Origin of the sequence: Streptomyces humi (assembly GCF_001005085.2) — a bacterium.
GTDB lineage: Bacteria > Actinomycetota > Actinomycetes > Streptomycetales > Streptomycetaceae > Streptomyces > Streptomyces humi.
On record NZ_LBMU02000012.1, the window covers coordinates 16,823 to 36,888 of the forward strand.

The window sequence follows — 20,066 nt, forward strand, 5'->3', positions numbered from 1 at the left end:
TCTCTCCCTGCGCGAAGGCGTCGTTCCCCTTACTCTTCCCCGCATGGCTGCGGCTCAGGGACGACTGTCGGACGGCGCTGGCGGGATGGGCGAGGGTAAGGACACCGGGGAGGGTGACGGGCATACGGGGAGTACGGCGCCACCGCCGCCGTCGGCCTTCCGGGCCGCGGTCGACGCGCTGCGCGGCGCCCGGCTGCGGCCGCAGGTCGAGGTGGAGCCGACACCGGCGCCGCAGCGCCTCGCGCCGTTCGCGTACGCCGTGGAGGCGGCGGTGGTCGACGGCGACCAGGACCTCGCCGACGGGCGGCTGGTGCTGCTGCACGACCCCGCCGGCCACGACGCCTGGCGTGGCACGTTCCGGCTGGTCACGCTGGTGCGGGCGGAGCTGGAGCCGGAGATGGCGGCCGATCCGCTGCTGCCGGACGTCTGCTGGTCGTGGCTGACCGGCGCGCTCCAGGCGCGGGGACTCTCGTACGGGGAGCCCAGCGGGACCGTCACGCGGGCGAGCTCGCACTACTTCGGCGGGCTGTCCGAACGCCCGGCCGCCTCGCAGATCGAGATCCGGGCCTCCTGGACGCCCCGGGAGGGCCGGGCCGGCGTCCCGGACACCGCGGCACACCTGGCCTCCTGGTGCGACCTGCTGGCACAGGTGGCGGGGCTGCCGCCGGCCGGTCCCGGCGACGCCTCGGTGGTCACCCTCCCGCAGCGCCGCGACCCGCAGGCGCGCTGATCCGTCCACGACGGTCCCGGCGACTCACCCTCCATTGACCATCCCTTTGTCGATACGGCCACTTTCTGTCCCGTACCGCAACGTCCCGAACCGATTCGATCTTCGGATGATCGATCGCGTGTCCGAATTGCACGTATTGTTACTCACCAGATCGTGATCATTCTCTAAAGGCGGACGGGTTTGCTGCCGAAGACGACTGTGACCTTGAAAGCACGGTTCGTCCCGGCTTCATCCCCACAAGCCGGCCCCGTCCCCCCACCCAGGAGGCCTGGTGTCCGTTCTCCTAGAGCAGCCCGCAAGCCTGGTCGCCTACCGCCCGAACAAGCCCACCGCCATGGTGGTCGTGGCCGACCCCCGCGTACGCTCCACCGTCACCCGTCACCTGTGGGCGCTCGGTGTGCGCGATGTCATCGAGGCCTCGTCCATCGCGGAGGCTCGTCCCCGCATCGGCAACCCCCGCGACATCTGCGTCGCCGACGTCCACCTGCCCGACGGCTCCGGCCTGACCCTCCTGTCCGAGACCCGCGCGGCGGGCTGGCCCAACGGCCTGGCCCTGTCCGCCGCCGACGACATCGGCGCCGTGCGCAACGCCCTGGCCGGCGGCGTCAAGGGCTACGTCGTCACCGGCACCCGCACCAACATCGGGCTCCCCACCCGGCCGGGTGCGGCCCCCATCGGTTCCGCCGGCCGCATGCACCGCCGCCCCCCGGGTGCCCCGAGCCACCCGGGTGGCTACCGCGAGCTCTCCGGCCGTGAGGTCGAGGTGCTCCGGCTGGTCGCCGAGGGCCAGTCGAACAAGGCGATCGGCGTCTCGATGGGACTGTCCGCCCTGACCGTCAAGAGCCACCTGGCACGGATCGCCCGCAAGCTCGGCACGGGCGACCGGGCCGGCATGGTCGCGGTGGCCCTGCGCACCGGCATCATCCACTGACCCGCCGTGGGTTCAGTGACGTGAACCGGACCGGCCGCTGGTCCGGTGTCGCGTCGTACCCCGTTGTCCCCCGTTCGTGCATCTGATCTTTCACCGACCTGACTGGTTTACGACCCTCCGGCGTCCGTCGACGGAACGTTCCGTCGACGGGCGCCGTCCACACACAGATACCCTTGACATGTGACCGACGCCCAAGAGACCGCAGCAGACAGTTCACTGCGCACCACCGGGGGCACTCCCCCGGACGACGCCGAGTCTTCTGCGACGGAGGCGCCGATCCCTCTGCTGGAGCCGCGTGAGGGCATTCCGCCCGTGGTCACGGACGAGGCCGCGCTCGCGCGCGTGATCGCCGCGTTCGCCGCGGGCTCAGGTCCGGTGGCCGTCGACGCCGAGCGGGCGTCCGGCTACCGCTACGGGCAGCGCGCCTACCTCGTCCAGCTGCGCCGCGAGGGCGCCGGGACCGCGCTGATCGACCCGGTCGCCTGCCCCGACCTCTCCGGTCTCGGCGAGGCGCTGGCCGGCGTCGAGTGGGTGCTGCACGCGGCCACCCAGGACCTGCCCTGCCTGCGCGAGATAGGCATGCTGCCCAGCAGCCTGTTCGACACCGAACTGGCCGGCAGGCTCGCCGGCTTCCCGCGGGTCGGGCTCGGCGCGATGGTCGAGGGCGTCCTCGGGTTCGTGCTGGAGAAGGGTCACTCCGCCGTCGACTGGTCGACCCGTCCGCTGCCCGAGCCGTGGCTGCGGTACGCGGCGCTGGACGTCGAGCTGCTCGTGGACCTGCGGGACGCCCTGGAGAAGGAGCTGGAACGGCAGGGCAAGCTGGAGTGGGCCCGGCAGGAGTTCGACGCGATCGCGGCGGCGCCGCCGGCGGAGCCCCGGAAGGACCCCTGGCGCCGGACGTCCGGGATGCACAAGGTGCGGCGGCGCCGGCAGCTGGCCGTGGTGCGGGAGCTGTGGGAGACGCGGGACCGGATCGCGCAGAAGCGGGACGTGTCGCCGGGCAAGGTGCTCAGTGACACGGCGATCGTGGAGGCGGCGCTCGCGCTGCCGCCGAACGTGCACGCCCTCGCCGGGCTGAACGGGTTCGGGCACCGGATGGGCCGGCGCCAGCTGGAGCAGTGGCAGACGGCGGTCGACCGGGCCAAGGCACTCCCCGACACCGCGCTGCCCCAGCCCGGGCAGCCGGTGACCGGACCGCCGCCGCCGCGGGCGTGGGCCGACAAGGATCCCGCCGCGGCGGCCCGGCTGTCCGCGGCGCGGGCCGCGGTGTCGGCGCTGGCCGAGCAGCTCAACATGCCGCAGGAGAACCTGATCACGCCGGACACCGTACGGCGGCTCTGCTGGGAGCCGCCGCGCGTGGTGGACCCGGAGTCGGTCGCGGACGCGCTGGTGGCCTACGGCGCCCGCCCGTGGCAGGTCGAACAGGTGACCCCGGTCCTGCTGACGGCTCTGTCCGCCTAGCCCGTCCCCGGAGCACCGACCGGGGGCGGGCCGGGCAGGCCGGGCGGGCCAGGCCGGGGCCGAAACGGTGTCCGAGACCGGGCCGCCGAGCGGGACCGGGCCGGAGCCCGAGGCCGACCGACGTCCGGAGCCGGACCGACATCCGGGGCCGGACCGGGAACGGGCCGAAGGCCGGGAACGGGCCGAAGGCCGGGAACGGGCCGAAGGCCGGGAACGGGCCGAAGGCCGGGGGCCCATCAGGTGTGCGGGGCCGGACCGGCGGCCTTGGCGTAGCCGGAGGCCGCGCTCGGGGCGGAGGCCGGTTCGGGGGCCGGGTTCGGATCCGGAGCCGCGCTCGGGTTCGGGGCCGCGGCCGGGTTCGGATCCGGGGCCGGGTTCGGATCCGGAGCCGCGCTCGGGTTCGGGGCCGCGGCCGCGTTCGAGTCCGGGTCCGGGTCGGGGTCCGGGTCGGGGTCCGGGTCGGGGGTGGATTCGAGGAACGCGGTGTAGAGGTGTTTGCCTCGGTTCACCGAGAGGTCCAGCTCGGGCAGGATCTCCGGGACCGCGATCGCGGTCACCAGGTTGCGGTACATGCGTGACACCCGCGCTTCCACGTTCCCCAGGTGCCGGTCGAGGGTGTGGGAGATCAGCACGGTGCCCGCCCAGTTCCCGGCGATCTGGTGGGCCTGCTCCGCCACGTCGACGAAGGGCTTCAGCTCACCCCGCCGCCGGGCCTCGGCCAACTGCCCGGTGTTGAAGACGATCCAGTCCGGCCACGGGGTCCCGTAGGTCTCCGGCGCGTTGCTGTGGAACGACAGCATCAGGGCGGCCTGGAGTGCGCTCTCGTGGGAGATGCGGTGCGCCAGGATCATGCCGATGTCGATCACTTCCTGGAGCATGAGCCGCTGCTCCCGCAGCCCGTCCATGCTCAGCGTGTCCTCCATGATGGCGGTCGCTACGTCGAGCTTCCCGCCGGGGAAATGCCGGTAGAAGGCCCCCTTGCTCGTCCGTGCGGCCGTGATCAGGTCGCTGACCGAGGCCCCTTCGTAGCTTTCCGTCACGAACAGCGCACCGGCGGTGTCGAGGATCCGCTGCCGGGTGTCGATGGCGCGCTGCTGCCGGCGTCTTGGCCTGCGCGGGTTGCTCATTCACTCTCACCTTCGAGATTCCCGGCTAAGGAATACCAGACGCGATGTCTGCTTGACGCCACCGTACGCGGGGTTCCAGACTCGGCCACGACAGAACAGACCGAACAGTCCCTTCTGGCGTCGCCCGGAGTGAAGCAGCACGGATGCATCGCCGATTCCGCAGGACAGAAGGGTCATCACAGACCGGACCGTTCGGTCCCGACAAGGCCCTTTGAGGACAGCTGAGGACAGCCCATGACCGAATGGCCCCCGCCTGCCGCCGCCGAAGCGCCGTCTCCGGCCACGCGGAACACCCACATCCTGGAGCTCGGCGCACGGCACGACGAGCAGCCGCACGGCGAACCGCCCGTACCCGCCGGAGCGGCTCATCGCGTGGCCCCCCGCATGAAGCCGTTGTAGATGAAGCGTTGCAGGCAGAGGAAGACGACCAGGGTCGGAAGGATCACCAGGATCGCGCCCGCCGAGATGATTTCCCAGTGCGCTCCGTACGGTCCGCGGAAGCGGAACAGGGACGTCGAGATCACGCCAAGGTTCTCGGACGGCATGTACAGGAACGGGATGTAGAAGTCGTTGTAGACGGCGATGCCCTTCACGATGACCACGGTCGCGATCGCCGGCTTCAGGAGCGGCAGGATGATCCTGAGGTAGATCGTGAACGCGTTCGCGCCGTCCAGGCGGGCGGCCTCGTCCAGGGAGACCGGGATCGAGCGGACGAATTGCAGGAAGATGTAGACGGAGACGATGTCCGTGCCCATGTAGAGGGCGATCGGCGCCCACCGGGTGTCGAAGAGGCCGAAGCTGTTGACGATCTGGAAGGTGGCCACCTGGGTGGTCACGCCGGGAACCAGCGCGGCCAGCAGGAACAGCGCGACGACCGGTTTCCGGAAGCGGAACGTGAAGCGGTCGATCGCGTAAGCCGTCATCGAGCCGATGAGCACCGTCCCGCCGACCGAGAAGACGACGATGAAGAGCGTGTTGCCGAACGCCCGCAGCATTCCGCCGTCCTGGAACGCGGTCACGTAGTTGTGCAGGTTGAGCAGGTCGTCGGGGAGGGTCAGCGCCCCGCTGCCGTCGGCCATCTCGCCCGGCGACTTCAGGGAGGTCAGCAGCACCACGGTGAGCGGGAGCAGGACGACCACCGCCGCGGCGACGAGGGAGAGGTGGACCAGGGCGCGGGTCACCGCTCGCCGGGTCATACGAGGTCCACCCGGTCGTCGGGGACCAGGCGTCGTTGCAGCCAGGTCACCGCCAGGACGATCAGCAGCAGGACGACCGCGGCGGCGGAGGCGAGCCCCGTCTTGTTGTACTGGAAGGCGAGTTTCACGGTCTGCGTCACGAACGTCTCCGTACCGGTCGCCCCGCCGGTCATGATGTACGGCACCTCGAAGACCGACAGGGAGCCCGAGACGGAGAGGATGACCGTCAGCGTCACCACCGGTCTGATGCCGGGCGCGATGATGTGCCGGAACTGCTGGAGGCGGTTGGCGCCGTCCAGTTCGGCCGCCTCGTACAGCTCACCGGGGATCGACTGGATCGCCCCCAGGAACAGGACGAAGTTCAGGCCCAGGTAGCGCCAGACCGAGACGCCGGCCAGGGAGATGTTCGCCGACACCGGGGTGCCCAGCCAGGCGTGGTGCGTGTGGAGGCCGGACAGCGCCAGGACCGAGTCGAGCGTGCCGCCGTCCTGGAAGAAGTAGAGGAAGACGAAACCGATCGCCACCCCGTTGATCAGGGACGGGAAGAACAGCACCCCCTTGAAGAAGTTCCGGAAGCGGACGTCGAAGCTGAGGACCGTCGCGAAGTACAGCGCGGCGACGATCTGGACGGCGGAGGCCACCAGGTAGTACGCGCTCACCAGGAAGACCTCGAAGAGCTCGGGCCGGGTGAAGATCTCCGCGTAGTTGTGGGCTCCGGTGTAGTGGAGTTCGGGACTGACGCCGTCCCAGTCGGTGAAGCTGTACGCCAGCATGTTCACGATCGGCGCGTAGGTGAACGTGATCAGCAGGACGAGCGGGGCGAGCAGGAAGAGCCAGGGCGTGAGGCGCCGCGAGTTCGTCATGACGTCCCCGCCGACTTCTCCGCCGTGGTCCACTTCCTGCCGAGGTCGCCGAGGAAGCCGTCCAGGGTGCCGCCGCGGGCGCCGCGGGCCAGGTCGACCAGTTTCTGGCGGTAGTCGGGGGCGTAGATGCCGACCTCGGAGGCGGAGTCGATCAGTTTGACCCGGGCGCCGGCCGTGTCGTCCAGCTCGATCAGTTTCACCCCGGCGTCCTCGTACGGCTTGAGGACCGCGGGCAGCGCCGCGTTCTTCAGCGGGGAGATCGCGAGGTTGTCCTTGTCGTAGCCGGACTTGTCGGTGAACCAGTCGATCCAGGCGCGGGCCGCGGCCTTGTGCGCGGAGTGGACATTGACGGCCTGGTTGTAGTCGGGGCCCACGGTGCCGCAGAACCTGCCGTCCGTGCGGGCCGGGAAGGGCATGAAACCGATGTCGCCGGGGTCCGTGCCGGCCTTCTTCGCCGCGTCCTGGAACTGCACGACGGCCCAGGTGCCCAGCCACTGCGTGGCGATCTTTCCCTTGGCCAACTGGGCTTTGGAGGCTTCCCAGTTGGTGGTGGTCGGGTCGTTCTCGGCCAGCCCGTCACGCACGATGTCGTACAGCAGGGTGTCCCCCACCCGGAGGTCGGCCCCCTCGGCCCACGGGTCGCCCTCCGCGAGCTTCGTGGTGGCCTGCGGGTCGCAGTGCACCGAGCCGTTGACGAACGTCCAGGAGGACAGGGGCCACTGGGCGGCGTAGTTGGTGTAGTACGGGGTCGCGCCGGTCCGCGCCTTGATCGCCTTGAGGTCGGCGATGAACTCGGCCGGGGTGGTGGGCCATCGGGTGACGCCGGCCTGCCGCCAGACGCGCTTGTTGTAGACGAAGCCCGGCATCACACCGATCGGGCTCTGTCCGTAGACCTTGCCGTCGACCGTGGTGAAGCCGGTGAACCGGTACTTCCCGGAGAGGTCGGCCTGGCTGCCGAGGGAGGCGAAGAACTTCGGGTAGTCGCTCTTCTTGATGACCCCGGGGATCATCAGGACGTCGCCGTAGTTCTCCGTGTTCATGCGGATCTTGACTTCGGTCTCGTAGTTGGTCAGCGCCTGGAACTCGACCTTCACCTTCGGATAGACCTTGTTGAACGCGGCGGCGTACCGGTCGAGGGTGCCGTCCTGCTTGAGGTCGGTCCGCTGGGTGAGGACCGTGATGGTCCCGGTCACCTTCGAGGGATCGTCCGGCGCCTTGGCGTCCGCGCCTTTCGTCGAGCCACCGGTACCGGTGCAGGAGGCGAGGAACAGCACGGTTCCGGTGGCCAGGGCGGCGAGCGTACGGCGGTTCATGTGCGTCAGCTCCGTTCTGGGGACGGACGAGCACGTGCGACGGTTGGCTGATTCGGCACTCTGACAGCGCTTTCCTCAACCGGTAAAGTCCCAATCCCGCCAAGGATGCTGAAAGTACGCCCAGTGCTGGAGTAGACCGGTTTAGGGAGTGCGCATGCTGGAGGTCACGCCGTTCGGCGAGGGATGGGGTCTGGAGTACGCGGGGGGTGTGCTGCCGGCGGCGGTGCCGGGGTGCGTGCACACCGACCTGCTCACCGCCGGAGTGATCCCGGACCCGTTCCTCGGGCGGAACGAGACCGAGGTGGCCTGGGTCGGCCGGCGGGCGTGGACGTACACGGCCGAGCTGACTGCGCGGTCGGAGCACGAGCGGACCGACCTCGTCTTCGACGGGCTCGACACCGCCGCCGAGATCACCCTGGACGGACGGCCGCTGGGCCGCACGAGGAACATGCACCGGTCGTACCGTTTCGATGTGACCGGACTGCGCGGGCGGCTCGCGGTGCGGTTCGCCTCCGCGTACACCGAGGCGGCAGCGGTCCGTGACCGGCTGGGGGACCGGCCCGCCGCCTATGCCGAGCCCTACCAGTACATCCGGAAGATGGCCTGTTCCTTCGGCTGGGACTGGGGGCCGACGCTGGTGACGGCCGGTCTCTGGCGGCCGGTGCGCCTGGAGCACTGGTCGACCGCCCGGATCGGCCGGGTGCGTCCGGTGGTGACCGTCCGGCAGGGCGTGGGGGTCGTCGAACTGCACGTCGACGTCGAGCGCGCGCGGGCCGGGACGGACCTCGGGCTCGAGGTGCGGGTGGCCGGCCGGACGGCGCGGGCCGCGGTCGCGGGGGCGAGCGGCACGGTACGGGTCGAGGTGCCGGACGCCCGGCTCTGGTGGCCGCGCGGCTACGGCGAACAGCCGCTGCACGACGTCGAGTTGACTCTGTCGGGCGGAGGCGTGGTGCTGGACTGCTGGCGGCGGCGGGTCGGCTTCAGGACCGTGGAGCTGGACCGGCGGCCCGACGGGCACGGCACCGGGTTCACCCTCGTGGTGAACGGGGTGCGGCTGTTCGCGCGGGGGGTCAACTGGATCCCGGACGACGTGTTCCCGTCCCGGATGACGCGCGACCGGTACCGGGAGCGGCTCGGGCGGGCCGCCGAGGCGGGGGTGGACCTCGTACGGGTCTGGGGCGGGGGCCTCTACGAGAGCGAGGACTTCTACGACGCCTGCGACGAGCTGGGCCTGCTGGTCTGGCAGGACTTCCCGTTCGCGTGCGCGGCCTACCCGGAGGAGCAGCCGCTGCGCGGCGAGGTGGAGGCGGAGGCCCGGGAGAACGTCGTCCGGCTGATGCCGCATCCCTCGCTGGCGCTGTGGAACGGCAACAACGAGAACCTGTGGGGGTTCCGGGACTGGGGGTGGGAGGAGCAGCTGGCCGGGGGGTCCTGGGGTGAGGGGTACTACCTGGGGCTGCTGCCGCGGGTGGTGGCCGAACTCGACCCGACCCGCCCCTATTCGGCGGGCAGTCCCTGGTCGGGGTCGTGGGACCGTCATCCGAACGACCCGGCGCACGGTACGCACCACTCCTGGGAGGTGTGGAACCGCGCGGACTACGCCGACTACCGGCATGAAGTCCCGCGGTTCGTCGCGGAGTTCGGGTGGCAGGCGCCGCCCGCCCACGCCACGCTGCGGCGTGCGCTGCCCGGCGAGGCGCTCGCCGCCGACTCCCCCGGCATGCTCCACCACCAGAAGGCGGACGACGGGAACGGCAAGCTGCGGCGCGGCCTGGAGCGGCACTTCGCCTTTCCCGAGGGCGACTTCGACCGCTGGCACTACCTCACGCAGGTCAACCAGGCGCGTGCGGTGGCCGCCGGGATCGAGCACTGGCGCTCGCACTGGCCGGTGTGCGCGGGCACGGTGGTGTGGCAGCTCAACGACTGCTGGCCGGTGACCTCCTGGGCGGCGATCGACGGGGACGGCCGGGAGAAACCGCTCTGGCACGAGCTGCGGCGGCTGTACGCGGACCGGTTGCTGACCCTCCAGCTGCGCGGGCGGGGACTGGTCGCGGCGGCCGTCAACCAGGCGGCGCGGGTGTGGCGGACCGGTCTGGCCCTGCGCCGGATGACCGTGGACGGGGCGGTCGTCGGGAGTGCGGACCTGGTGCTGGAGGCCGGGGCACGGACGGTGGCGGTCCTCGACGTGCCCCGTGAGCTGTGGCCGGCCGGAGCGCAGGAGTTCCTGGTGGCCGATGCCGGGGACGGTGGCCCGCGGGCCCTGTACTTCCCGGTGCCTGACCGTCAGGTCCCTTATCCGGTACCGGAGTTCGAGGTGTCCGTGGCACCGGGGGCGGTCACCGTGACGGCGCGGACCCTGGTCCGGGATCTGCTGCTCCAGGCGGACCGGCTGGACCCGGCCGCGCGCGCCGACCGAGGGCTGGTCACGCTGCTTCCCGGGGAACGGGTCACGATCGGGGTGACCGGCTGGAAGACTCCGGAGGTGGCCGCCGCCCGGGCCGCCCTGTACTGCGTGGAGCCCTCCCGATGACAGCACCCCGCGTCACCATCAAGGACGTCGCCGCGCGGGCCGGCGTGTCCAAGGGGGCCGTGTCGCTGGCCTTCAACCACAAGCCGGGGCTGGCGGAGGCCACCCGGGACCGGATCTTCGCGGCGGCGCGGGAGCTGGGGTGGGCGCCGGACACCACGGCACGCTCACTGGCCGGGGCGCGAGTGGACGTGGTGGGGCTCGCCGTCTGCCGGCCGGCCCGGATGCTGGGGCTCGAACCCTTCTACATGGAGTTCGTCTCGGGGGTGGAGAGCGTGCTGACCGAGCACTCCTGCTCCCTGCTGCTCCGGCTGGTGCGGAGTGCGGAGGAGGAGGCCGGCCTGCTGGACTCCTGGTGGAAGGGACGGCAGATCGGCGGGGCGATCCTCGTCGACTTCCGGGTGGACGATCCCCGGGTGGGCGCCGCGCGGCGGCTGGGGCTGCCGGTGGTGGCCGTGGGGCATCCCTCGCTGACGGGCGGGCTCACCTCCGTGTGGACGGAGGACGGGGAAGCCGTCGCGGAGGCCGTGCGGTACCTGGCGGCGCTGGGACACCGGCGGATCGCCCGGGTGGGGGGTGCTGCCGAGCTGGGGCACACGGAGATACGGGCGGCCGCGTTCGCCGCGGCCTCGTCGGCGTTGGGGCTGGCGGGGGCGGCACAGGTGACGACCGACTACTCGGGGGAGGCGGGGGCGCGGGCGACCCGGTCGCTGCTGAGCGCCGCCGCGAGGGACCGGCCGACGGCGATCATGTACGACAACGACATCATGGCGGTGGCGGGGCTTTCGGTGGCGGCCGAGATGGGGCTGTCGGTGCCGGGGGACGTCTCGTTGCTGGCGTGGGACGACTCGCAGCTGTGCCGGCTGACGCATCCGACGTTGTCGGCGATGAGCCACGATGTGCAGGGGTTCGGGGCGGAGGTGGCGCGGACGTTGTTCGGGCAGGGTGCGTCGCATGCCGTCGCTACGCCGGTACTGACGCCGCGGGGGTCCACCGCGCCGCCCCGGTGAAGGGCCGTAGGGGTCCCCGGGTTCGTCGTGGTCGCTCGCGCGGTTCCTCGCGCCCCTGAAGGGGCGCTCCCCCGGCCCGCGTTTCATGTGACCTTCGCCGCTCCGCCCGCCAGGGGTGGGCAGTCACGTTACTGATAAGTAGCATGGGTCCTGAGCGCGCGCTCAGCGCATCGCAGCAGTGCCATCCCGCACCCTGGAGGAGAGCCAATCGTGCCTCGTACCGTCAGGGATGTCGTCTTCGTCGACGGCGTCCGTACCCCGTTCGGCAAGGCGGGCCCGAAGGGCATCTACCACGAGACCCGTGCCGACGACCTCGTCGTGAAGGCGATCCGGGAGCTGCTGCGCCGCAACCCCGGTCTGGACACGAAGAAGATCGACGAGGTCGCCATCGCCGCGACCACGCAGATCGGTGACCAGGGTCTGACCATCGGCCGTACCGCGGGCATCCTCGCGGGCCTGCCGCAGTCCGTGCCCGGCTACTCCATCGACCGCATGTGCGCCGGCGCCCTGACCGCCGTCACCACGGTCGCCGGTTCCGTCGCCTTCGGCGCGTACGACGTCGCCATCGCCGGCGGTGTCGAGCACATGGGCCGCCACCCCATGGGTGAGGGCGTGGACCCGAACCCGCGGTTCGTCAGCGAGAAGCTGGTCGACGAGTCGGCGCTGTTCATGGGCATGACCGCCGAGAACCTGCACGACCGCTACCCGACGATCACCAAGCAGCGCGCGGACGAGTACGCGGTGCGCTCCCAGGAGAAGGCCGCCAAGGCGTACGCCAACGGCAAGATCCAGGCCGACCTGGTGCCGATCTCGGTGCGCCGGACCAACCCGGAGGGCGGCGAGACCGGCTGGGGCCTGGTCACCGCCGACGAGCCGATGCGGCCGGGGACGACCCTGGAGAACCTGTCGGGTCTGAAGACGCCGTTCCGGGTGCACGGGCGGGTCACCGCCGGTAACGCGGCCGGTCTGAACGACGGTGCGACCGCCTCGCTGATCGCCTCCGAGGACTTCGCCCGCGAGAACAACCTGCCGGTGAAGATGCGTCTGGTGGCGTACTCCTTCGCGGGTGTGGAGCCGGAGGTCATGGGCTACGGCCCGATCCCGGCCACGGAGAAGGCGCTCGCCCAGGCGGGGCTCAGCATCTCCGACATCGGTCTCTTCGAGATCAACGAGGCCTTCGCCGTGCAGGTGCTGGCCTTCCTGGAGCACTACGGCATCGCGGACGACGACGAGCGCGTCAACCAGTACGGCGGCGCGATCGCCTTCGGTCACCCGCTGGCCTCCTCGGGTGTGCGTCTGATGACGCAGCTGGCCCGCCAGTTCGAGGAGCAGCCGCACGTCCGCTACGGCCTGACCACCATGTGCGTCGGCTTCGGCATGGGCGCGACGGTCATCTGGGAGAACCCGCACTTCGAGGGGGACAAGTGAGCACCACCGCCGAGCTTCTGAAGCAGGCCTCGGACCTGTTCCCCGACGAGGTCGTGACGTCCGCGCACGTACGCCACTTCGACCTGCCGTCCGGGGCCGGCCGCTTCGCGCTGATCACCCTGGACAACGGCCTGGACCACACCAAGCCGACCACCTTCGGGCCGGCCTCGCTGGCGAACCTCGACACCGCGATCGACCAGGTGGAGAAGGAGGCCGCCGAGGGCGCGATCGTCGGTGTCGGCATCACCGGCAAGCCGTTCATCTTCGCGGTCGGCGCCGACCTCAAGGGCGTCGAGCTGCTCAAGGAGCACGAGCACGCGCTGGCCATCGGCAAGGGCGGCCACGAGGTCTTCAAGCGCCTCGCGGGCCTCGCGGTGCCGACCTTCACGTACTACAACGGTGCCGCCATGGGCGGTGGCGTCGAGGTCGGTCTGCACTGCACGTACCGGACGGTGTCCAAGGCCATCCCGGCGTTCTCCCTGCCCGAGGTCTTCCTCGGTCTGGTCCCGGGCTGGGGCGGCTGCGCGCTGCTGCCGAACCTGATCGGCGCCGACAAGGCCGTCTCGGTGATCATCGAGAACAGCCTCAACCAGAACAAGCAGCTCAAGGGTCAGCAGGTCTTCGACCTGGGCATCGCCGACGCCCTCTTCGAGGGTGCCGACTTCCTGGAGCAGTCGCTGATCTGGACCGCCCAGGTGCTGAAGGGCGACGTCGAGGTCGAGCGCCCGGTGATCGACCGCGGCGAGGCCTGGGACCAGGCCGTCGCGCGCGGCCGGTTCATCGCGGACTCCAAGGTGCACGGCGCCGCCCCGGCCGCCTACCGCGCCCTGGACATCATCGCCGCCGCCAAGAACGGCGACCTCCAGCAGGGCTACGACGCCGAGGACCTGGCGCTCGCCGACCTGATCATGGGCGGGGAACTCCGCGCCGGCATCTACGCGTTCAACCTGGTGCAGAAGCGCGGCAAGCGGCCCGCGGGCGCCCCGGACAAGAACCTGGCGCGCCCGGTCACCAAGGTCGGTGTCGTCGGCGCCGGTCTGATGGCCTCCCAGCTCGCGCTGCTCTTCCTGCGCCGCCTGGAGGTGCCGGTCGTGCTGACCGACATCGACCAGGAGCGCGTCGACAAGGGCGTGGGCTACGTCCACGCCGAGATCGAGAAGCTGCTCGGCAAGGGCCGTATCAACCAGGACAAGGCCAACCGCCTGAAGGCACTGGTCACCGGTGTGCTGGACAAGGCCGAGGGCTTCGCGGACGCCGATTTCATCATCGAAGCGGTGTTCGAGGAGATCGGCGTCAAGCAGCAGGTGTTCGCGGAGGTCGAGGCGGTCGCCCCGGCGCACGCGATCCTCGCCACCAACACGTCCTCGCTGTCGGTGACGGAGATGGCGTCGAAGCTCAAGAACCCCGAGCGGGTCGTGGGCTTCCACTTCTTCAACCCGGTCGCGATCCTCCCGCTCCTGGAGATCGTGCGCGGCGAGCAGACCGACGACGCGTCGCTGGCGACCGCGTTCGCCGTCGCCAAGAAGCTGAAGAAGACCGCGGTCCTGGTGAAGGACGCCCCGGCGTTCGTCGTGAACCGCATCCTCACCCGCTTCATGGGCGAGATCCAGAACGTCATCGACGAGGGCACCCCGGTCGAGGTCGCGGAGAAGGCGGTCGAGCCGCTGGGCCTGCCGATGTCCCCGCTGGTGCTCCTGGAGCTGGTCGGTCCGGCCATCGGCCTGCACGTCTCGGAGACCCTCAACCGGGCCTTCCCGGACCGCTTCACGGTCTCCCCCAACCTCGCCGCCGTCGTCAAGGCGGGCAAGCGCGGCTTCTACGTGTACGACAGCGGGAAGCCGGAGCTGGACCCCGAGGTCGCCGCGCTGCTCGAGCAGGGCGACTCGGTCCTCGGCGAGGAGCAGGTCCGGGACCGCGTCCTGGACGCCGTCGCCCAGGAGATCGGGCTCATGCTCGACGAGGGTGTCGTCGCCGAGGCGCAGGACATCGACCTGTGCCTGATCACGGGCGCCGGCTGGCCCTTCCACCTGGGCGGCATCACGCCGTACCTGGACCGCGAAGGCGTCTCGGAGCGTGTGAACGGCAAGAAGTTCCTGGCCCCGGGCGTGGCGTCGGTTCCGGCGTAACGGCCGGTCAGCCGGAGGGGGCCGCCGCGGTGACGCGGCGGCCCCCTCGTTCCGTCCGGGAAAATACCGGGTGTCATGAGAACAGTTCACAAGCCCAGGGGTCCGGTGTCCGGTCGCGCGGCGCTGCTCGCGGTCGTGGTGGCGCTCGCCGCGCTGGCCGCGCTGGCCGCGGCCCTCTCGTGGTCGGGCCGGCCCGAGGACACCGACCGCACGTTCCGCGTCTGGCACTGGAACATCGCGGGGAACGCCCTGCACCACGGCTCCGCCGACGACGGACTGGCCGAGGCCGCCGTCGACTCGGTACGCAACCGCGAGGCGGACTTCGTCTCCCTCAACGAGGTCTGCCGCACACAGTTCGACAGGATGCGGAAGCTCCTCGCCGAGCGCGGGTGGTCCGAGGGCCCCGGGACCTTCGCCCGCTTCGCCACCACGCGGGCCGCGTCGCCCGGACTGTGCGGGGGCACCGGCGACTACGGCATCGCCCTGTTCAGCAGGGATCCGCTCGGCGCCACGCGGGAGTACGTCCTGCCGTCCGACGGCACGGCGGAGCACCGCAGGCTCCTGTGCGCCGCGCCGCGGGACGAGCCCCGGCTGAAGTTCTGCACCGTGCACATCACCACCAGCAACGCCGTGCGCTCCGGCGTTCCCGACAACGTCCGGCAGCTCCGGGCGGTCCTGGCGGTCCTCGACGGTTTCGACGCGGCCGGTCAGGCCTACATCATCGCGGGCGACTTCAACGCCCAGCCCGACTACGCCCGGCTGAACGCGTTCTACGCGCCGTCGGCGAACACGGCCGCCAACCCCGCCAACACGGGCAGCCACCGCGAGCTGGACGACGCGGACAGGGCCCACTGCCCGGGGTACGGGGAATGGACCGCGCTGGGCACCCCCGGCAGCGCGCCGCCGTGCGGGGGCCGCGCCAAGATCGACGAGATCTTCGTGCGCGAGTCACGGCTGGCCGGACCGTACGGGGCCGTCACCCTGGCCGTCCCCACCTCGTGCCGGGGGCTCCTACGGTGTTCCGACCACCGGGTTCTCATCGGCACGGTACGGCTGCGGCTGCCCTGACCCCCCGGCCGGCTCCGGTCACCAGCGCCCGTGGAACGGCAGGTGCTCGCACTTCTCGTCCCCGCAGGCCTCGCGGGCGCGGGTCGCGGACTCCCGGATCCAGTTGCCCTCCGGGATGCCGTGGATCCGCAGCCCCAGGGAGGCCGGCCGGGAGTGCAGGGCGCTGAACACCGATACGAAGTCGACCTGGTAGGCGCCGGGCTTCCAGTCGTGCGGATGGCGCACGCTCCAGGTGCCGTCGTCGCGCACCGGCGCCTCGGCGATCAGCCGGCCGCCTTCGAGGAGCATCACCTTGGTCACGCCGTGGTCGGCGGTGCCGGAGAAGCGCGGCCGCGGTCCGCTGAACGCGCCCTCCCGGGGGCCGAGGACGACGGGGGGCTCGACGTGGTCCCAGACGGTGAAGGGCACCGACGCGACCTCGGTCACGCCGCTCTCGGTCAGCCCGACCGCCTGGAGCAGGTGGTCGCCGCCCGGCCAGCTGACCGCCCGGCGCCACTGCCAGGTGCCGGCAGGACCGACGGCGGTGCCGCCGAGGTAGCCGCCGTTCTCGAAGAACATCAGGTAGGACGTGCCGGGCGGGGCCGCGCCCGTGAACTTCTGAAGCGGGCTGACGATCTTCGAAGCGGTGGGGTTGGCGATCGTGGGTGCCGGGCCGGTGATCTGGTTGCCGCCGTAGAGCACGGACTCGGGGTTGGCGACCGTGAACTCGGCGGTCACCGGCGGGTACTCACCCGGTCCGAGGCTGTCCGGGTTGACGAGGCCGGGCGGCAGGGTGCGGGCGTGCAGGAGCGCGGAGCAGAGGATGCGGGCCACTTCACGGGCACCGGCCTCGTTGAAGTGCGTGGAGTCGACGATGCCCTCGGGGTGGTGGGGGTGCTCGCCCGGGTCGGTCCAGCGGTAGAGTCCCCGTGCTCTGGTGGGGCCGAGTTCCTGGAGCAACTGCGTGGTGTAGTGGTTCAGGTCGATCAGGTCGGCGCCGGTCGCGGCCGCGACCTCACGGATCACGTCCGGGTAGACGTCATGGGTGTTCACGACGTTGCCCTGGCCGTCGTAGACGCAGCGTGCCGTCGGGGTGAGCAGCAACGGCACGGCCCCCTCGCCGCGGATCGCGTCCACGTAGAGCCGGAGGAACTCACCGAACTCACGGGGGCTGTGGTACCGCAGCGGCACGTTGAGGCGCTGTTCGACGGCGCCGAAGTCGATGGCCACGACGTCGCCGGGGACGAGTGAGTTGAGCAGGCCCGCCAGCCGCTCGGTGTAGTAGGAGCGCGCGGTCATCGCGTCACGGGCGTAGTTCTTGACCTCGTGACGGCCGGCGAGGAACCCGTCGAGGTACTGGCCCCAGCCGGCCATGGGCGCCTCTTCCGGCCTGCGGGAGGTCGCCACGGAGCCGCCCAGGATGCAGAACTTGTTCATGGTGCCTCTCAGAGCGGCCAGCCGGGCAGACGCCCCGCGTGGAAGAGCTGGTTGCGGGGCGAGCCCGCCTCGAACTGGCTGGCTATCGGGAAGTAGCTGGGCAGGAACGCGGCCAGCGTGGCGTCCTGCTCGTCCTCGGAGATGTCGCCGTCGTGGAAGTCGTTGAGGCAGAAGACGTCGTTGGCCCGCTCGGCGAGGAGGTGGTTGAGCTTTTTCACCTGCTCGCTGAGCCCGACGTTGACGAACCCGCTGGAGATGCCGCCCGGCACGCTGCGGCCGGTGTAGTAGCCGAAGTAGTGGTGCAGCGACGAGGCGACGGACACGTCCGACGGATCGCGCAGCTGGTTGCGGGCGGTGTCGCGCAGGGCGTCCGGGAACTGCTTCTCCAGGTCGTACATGACACTGCGGCGCAACGGGTGCGGGGCGTGGATGAAGGAGTTGACGAGCGTCCGGCCGAACATCCAGGCCACCAGCTGCCGGTTGTTCTTGGCCGCCATGCGGCTGAACTCGTCGCCCTCCGTGATGGGGCTCATCGGGATGGCGTTCGACGACATGAAGTGCTTGGACTGGCCGTTGCCCAGGAAGAACAGGCTGGGCTGGAGGGGACGGGCGGCGAAGACGTCGTCGTTGAAGTACAGGAAGTGCTCGGCCAGTCCGTCGATGTGGTGCAGCCGGCTCTCGATGGCGTGCGAGTTGTACGTGGGCAACGCCCCCTCGCCGCCGAAGATCTCGGTGTGGTCGACCACGCGGACCCTGGGGTGGTGGGGGTCCAGCCAGGTCGGGACCTGGCGGTCCGTCACGATGTAGATGTTCCTGATCCACGGGGCGTACGTGTCCAGGGACCGCAGCGAGTACCGCAGTTCGTCGCGGTTGCGGAAGCGGGCGGCGCTGGTGGCCGCGTCCTCCGTCTCGATGCCCTTGGCGGCCAGCACCGCGTTCTTGCGCTCCAGCCACGAGACGTCGGCGCCGTCGACCCAGGTGTAGACGGCGTCGACCGGGAACGCGATGTCGTGGTGCAGGGTGCCCGCGAACGCTTCCAGGGTCGGGTACTGGCGCCCGCCCAGGGCCATCGGCACCCGGCGCAGCGCGCCCTTGGGCACCTTCGAGCCGATCAGGGTGCGGAAGGGGGAGACGATGGTGCCGGCGTCCTCCGGGTCGTCCTCCCAGAACGCGACGGTACAGCCGTAGGCCGCCCCGAGCCGCAGGGTGCGGGACGGGGTGACGACGCTCTGGTAGACCCGTACTCCGGAACACTCCGTGCGCAGGTACTCGGTGGCGAGTCCGGCGAGCGTGGTGGCGACCGAGGTGTCGGCGTCGTTGAGCAGTGCCATGTACACGGCCTGCTTCTTGAAGTGCTGGGCCAGCGCCTTGAGGACGGCCTCCCGGTGGTCGGCGTGCACGGCGACGGTGTGCCGCACCTTGGTGGTCCGGGAGACGAAGTACGGGATGCGGGCCGCCTCCAGCGCGGCGGCCGTCATCGCCAGGTTGGCCTGGACGGTGTCGAAAGGGGTCTCCGCGTCGATCAGGCGGCAGACCTGACCGCCGTCGCGCACCAGACCGCCGTGCTCCTTGAGGAGCCGCTCCTCGATTCCCTGGAGCCGGCTGGAGTGCTGGGTGCTGCGCGGGGCGGCGGCCGCGGCCCTGGCCTGGCCGCCCGCACCGGCGACGAGGGCGTGCGCGGCGATCCGCTCGGCCTTCAGCGTGGCGCGGCGACCGCTCGCCCGGTCCGTCTCGAGAGTGGTGAACAGGGTGTCCCACTGGTCCCCGGCGGCGAACCGCGGGGCCGCTTCGGCGGCGAGCCGGCCCATGCCCTGGCGCATCTCGGTGTTGTCGATCAGGTTCAGCAGGGCGGTGGCCAGCGCGTCCGTGTCGCCCGGGGTGGTGAGCAGGCCGGTGCGCCCCTCGTACACGATCTCCCGGGGCGCGTTGGGGCTGTCGTACGCCAGTACCGGCACCCCGGCGGCCTGGGCCTCGCGCAGCGCCAGTCCGACGGCGTCCTCGGTCGCGGTGCTCAGGGCGATGCTGGCCTTGGCCCACTCCTCGGCGAGGCTGGGCGGCGCCTCCCCCACGAACTGGACGGTTCCGTGCAGGCCCAGCTGGTCCCGGCGACCGGTGAGCCGGCTGCCGAGCGGGCCGTCGCCTATGATCCGCAGGACCCAGGTGGGGTGGAGCGGGCTGACCTGTGCCCAGGCGGTCAGGGCGTCGGCGATTCCGGAGCGCTCCTCCAGCCGGGCGGCCAGGGTCACCATCCGGGTCTCCAGCGTGGAGCGGGGCCGGAACCCCTCCGCGAGCGCGGGCGGGATCACCGCGAGCGGCGGGGCGCCGGCGCCGAACGTCTCGGTGTACCACTCGTGGGAGCGGGCGCACGCCAGCGCCACCGCGTCGCAGCGCGTGATGTGCCGGAGGAGGGGTTCGGCGGCGGGTCCTGCCACCTCCGGTGCGCTCAGTTCGTAGTGGACCGTGAGGACGTGCGGCGGGGCGAACCGCGCGGCGTAGGCGAGCAGCGCCGGCGAGGTGGTGACGAGGACGTCGGCGTCGGTGTTCTGGAGCGCGTACTCCATCTCGATGTCGGCGAGCCGGTGGAAGCGGTCGTCCCAGCGGCGTTCGACGACCTCGCTGGGGACCGCGCTCAGCGCCAGGCCGGTGGCGGTGTCCAGGGTCGAGCGGCGTACCGGCCGGTGCTGGAGCGCCTCGACGAGGAACCCGACCTGCACCCGGGGGTCGGGGGGTGTGAAGCGCCGCCGACGCGCCTTGAAGGCGCTGATGACGCTGACCTCGTGCCGGTCGGCGAGCGCGCCGGCGTGACCGAGCACGGCTCGCTCCTCGCCGCCCAGCACGTCGGCCTGGGTCAGCAGGAAGGCGATTCTCAT

At 71.1% G+C, this 20,066-nt stretch carries 14 protein-coding genes; 8 read left to right on the forward strand and 6 right to left on the reverse strand.

Features of this window, described 5'->3' with window-relative positions; translation table 11 throughout:
- Positions 1-43 precede the first annotated feature (43 nt).
- From AAW13_RS03675 to AAW13_RS03685, 3 genes are all read left to right on the forward strand, one after another.
- Positions 44-730: a DUF3000 domain-containing protein gene (locus tag AAW13_RS03675; protein ID WP_046729110.1), complete on the forward strand. Its 687-nt coding sequence runs from the start codon at positions 44-46 to the stop codon at positions 728-730.
- Between the two features lie 271 nt (positions 731-1,001).
- Complete coding sequence (locus tag AAW13_RS03680) at positions 1,002-1,661, forward strand: response regulator transcription factor (protein WP_046729111.1); 660 nt, start codon at positions 1,002-1,004, stop codon at positions 1,659-1,661.
- 180 nt (positions 1,662-1,841) lie between these two features.
- On the forward strand, positions 1,842-3,122 hold the full coding sequence (locus tag AAW13_RS03685) for a ribonuclease D (RefSeq protein WP_071659414.1): 1,281 nt from the start codon (positions 1,842-1,844) through the stop codon (positions 3,120-3,122).
- Positions 3,123-3,358: 236 nt separating this feature from the next.
- On the opposite strand, the gene AAW13_RS03690 is transcribed toward AAW13_RS03685, so the two are convergent.
- The 4 genes from AAW13_RS03690 to AAW13_RS03705 form a co-directional block, all read right to left on the reverse strand.
- Positions 3,359-4,249: a TetR/AcrR family transcriptional regulator gene (locus tag AAW13_RS03690; RefSeq protein WP_046729112.1), complete on the reverse strand. Its 891-nt coding sequence runs from the start codon at positions 4,247-4,249 to the stop codon at positions 3,359-3,361.
- A gap of 365 nt (positions 4,250-4,614) precedes the next feature.
- Entirely contained in the window at positions 4,615-5,445 is an 831-nt protein-coding gene (locus tag AAW13_RS03695) for a carbohydrate ABC transporter permease (protein ID WP_046729113.1), read from the reverse strand.
- Entirely contained in the window at positions 5,442-6,308 is an 867-nt protein-coding gene (locus AAW13_RS03700) for a carbohydrate ABC transporter permease (protein WP_079178703.1), read from the reverse strand. Before AAW13_RS03700 ends, AAW13_RS03695 begins: the two co-directional genes overlap by 4 nt.
- A complete protein-coding gene (locus AAW13_RS03705; RefSeq protein ID WP_046729115.1) occupies positions 6,305-7,621 on the reverse strand; it encodes an ABC transporter substrate-binding protein in 1,317 nt (438 codons plus the stop codon). Before AAW13_RS03705 ends, AAW13_RS03700 begins: the two co-directional genes overlap by 4 nt.
- A 154-nt stretch (positions 7,622-7,775) precedes the next feature.
- Between AAW13_RS03705 and AAW13_RS03710 the strand changes: the two genes are divergently transcribed.
- The 5 genes from AAW13_RS03710 (at position 7,776) to AAW13_RS03730 (ending at position 15,780) form a co-directional block, all read left to right on the forward strand.
- Complete coding sequence (locus AAW13_RS03710; RefSeq protein WP_046729116.1) at positions 7,776-10,151, forward strand: glycoside hydrolase family 2 protein; 2,376 nt, start codon at positions 7,776-7,778, stop codon at positions 10,149-10,151.
- Positions 10,148-11,158: a LacI family DNA-binding transcriptional regulator gene (locus tag AAW13_RS03715; protein WP_046729117.1), complete on the forward strand. Its 1,011-nt coding sequence runs from the start codon at positions 10,148-10,150 to the stop codon at positions 11,156-11,158. Before AAW13_RS03710 ends, AAW13_RS03715 begins: the two co-directional genes overlap by 4 nt.
- A 210-nt stretch (positions 11,159-11,368) precedes the next feature.
- A complete protein-coding gene (locus AAW13_RS03720; protein ID WP_046729118.1) occupies positions 11,369-12,586 on the forward strand; it encodes a thiolase family protein in 1,218 nt (405 codons plus the stop codon).
- Positions 12,583-14,712: a 3-hydroxyacyl-CoA dehydrogenase NAD-binding domain-containing protein gene (locus tag AAW13_RS03725; protein ID WP_046729119.1), complete on the forward strand. Its 2,130-nt coding sequence runs from the start codon at positions 12,583-12,585 to the stop codon at positions 14,710-14,712. The genes AAW13_RS03720 and AAW13_RS03725 overlap by 4 nt, the downstream gene beginning before the upstream one ends.
- Positions 14,713-14,787: 75 nt before the next feature.
- Complete coding sequence (locus AAW13_RS03730) at positions 14,788-15,780, forward strand: endonuclease/exonuclease/phosphatase family protein (protein ID WP_079178700.1); 993 nt, start codon at positions 14,788-14,790, stop codon at positions 15,778-15,780.
- Positions 15,781-15,798: 18 nt separating this feature from the next.
- Here AAW13_RS03730 and AAW13_RS03735 read toward each other — a convergent pair whose 3' ends face one another.
- The gene (locus AAW13_RS03735) at positions 15,799-17,196 is read right to left on the reverse strand and encodes an SGNH/GDSL hydrolase family protein (RefSeq protein WP_046729120.1); all 1,398 of its coding nucleotides are present in this window, start codon (positions 17,194-17,196) and stop codon (positions 15,799-15,801) included.
- A gap of 8 nt (positions 17,197-17,204) precedes the next feature.
- Entirely contained in the window at positions 17,205-20,066 is a 2,862-nt protein-coding gene (locus tag AAW13_RS03740; RefSeq protein WP_046729121.1) for a stealth conserved region 3 domain-containing protein, read from the reverse strand.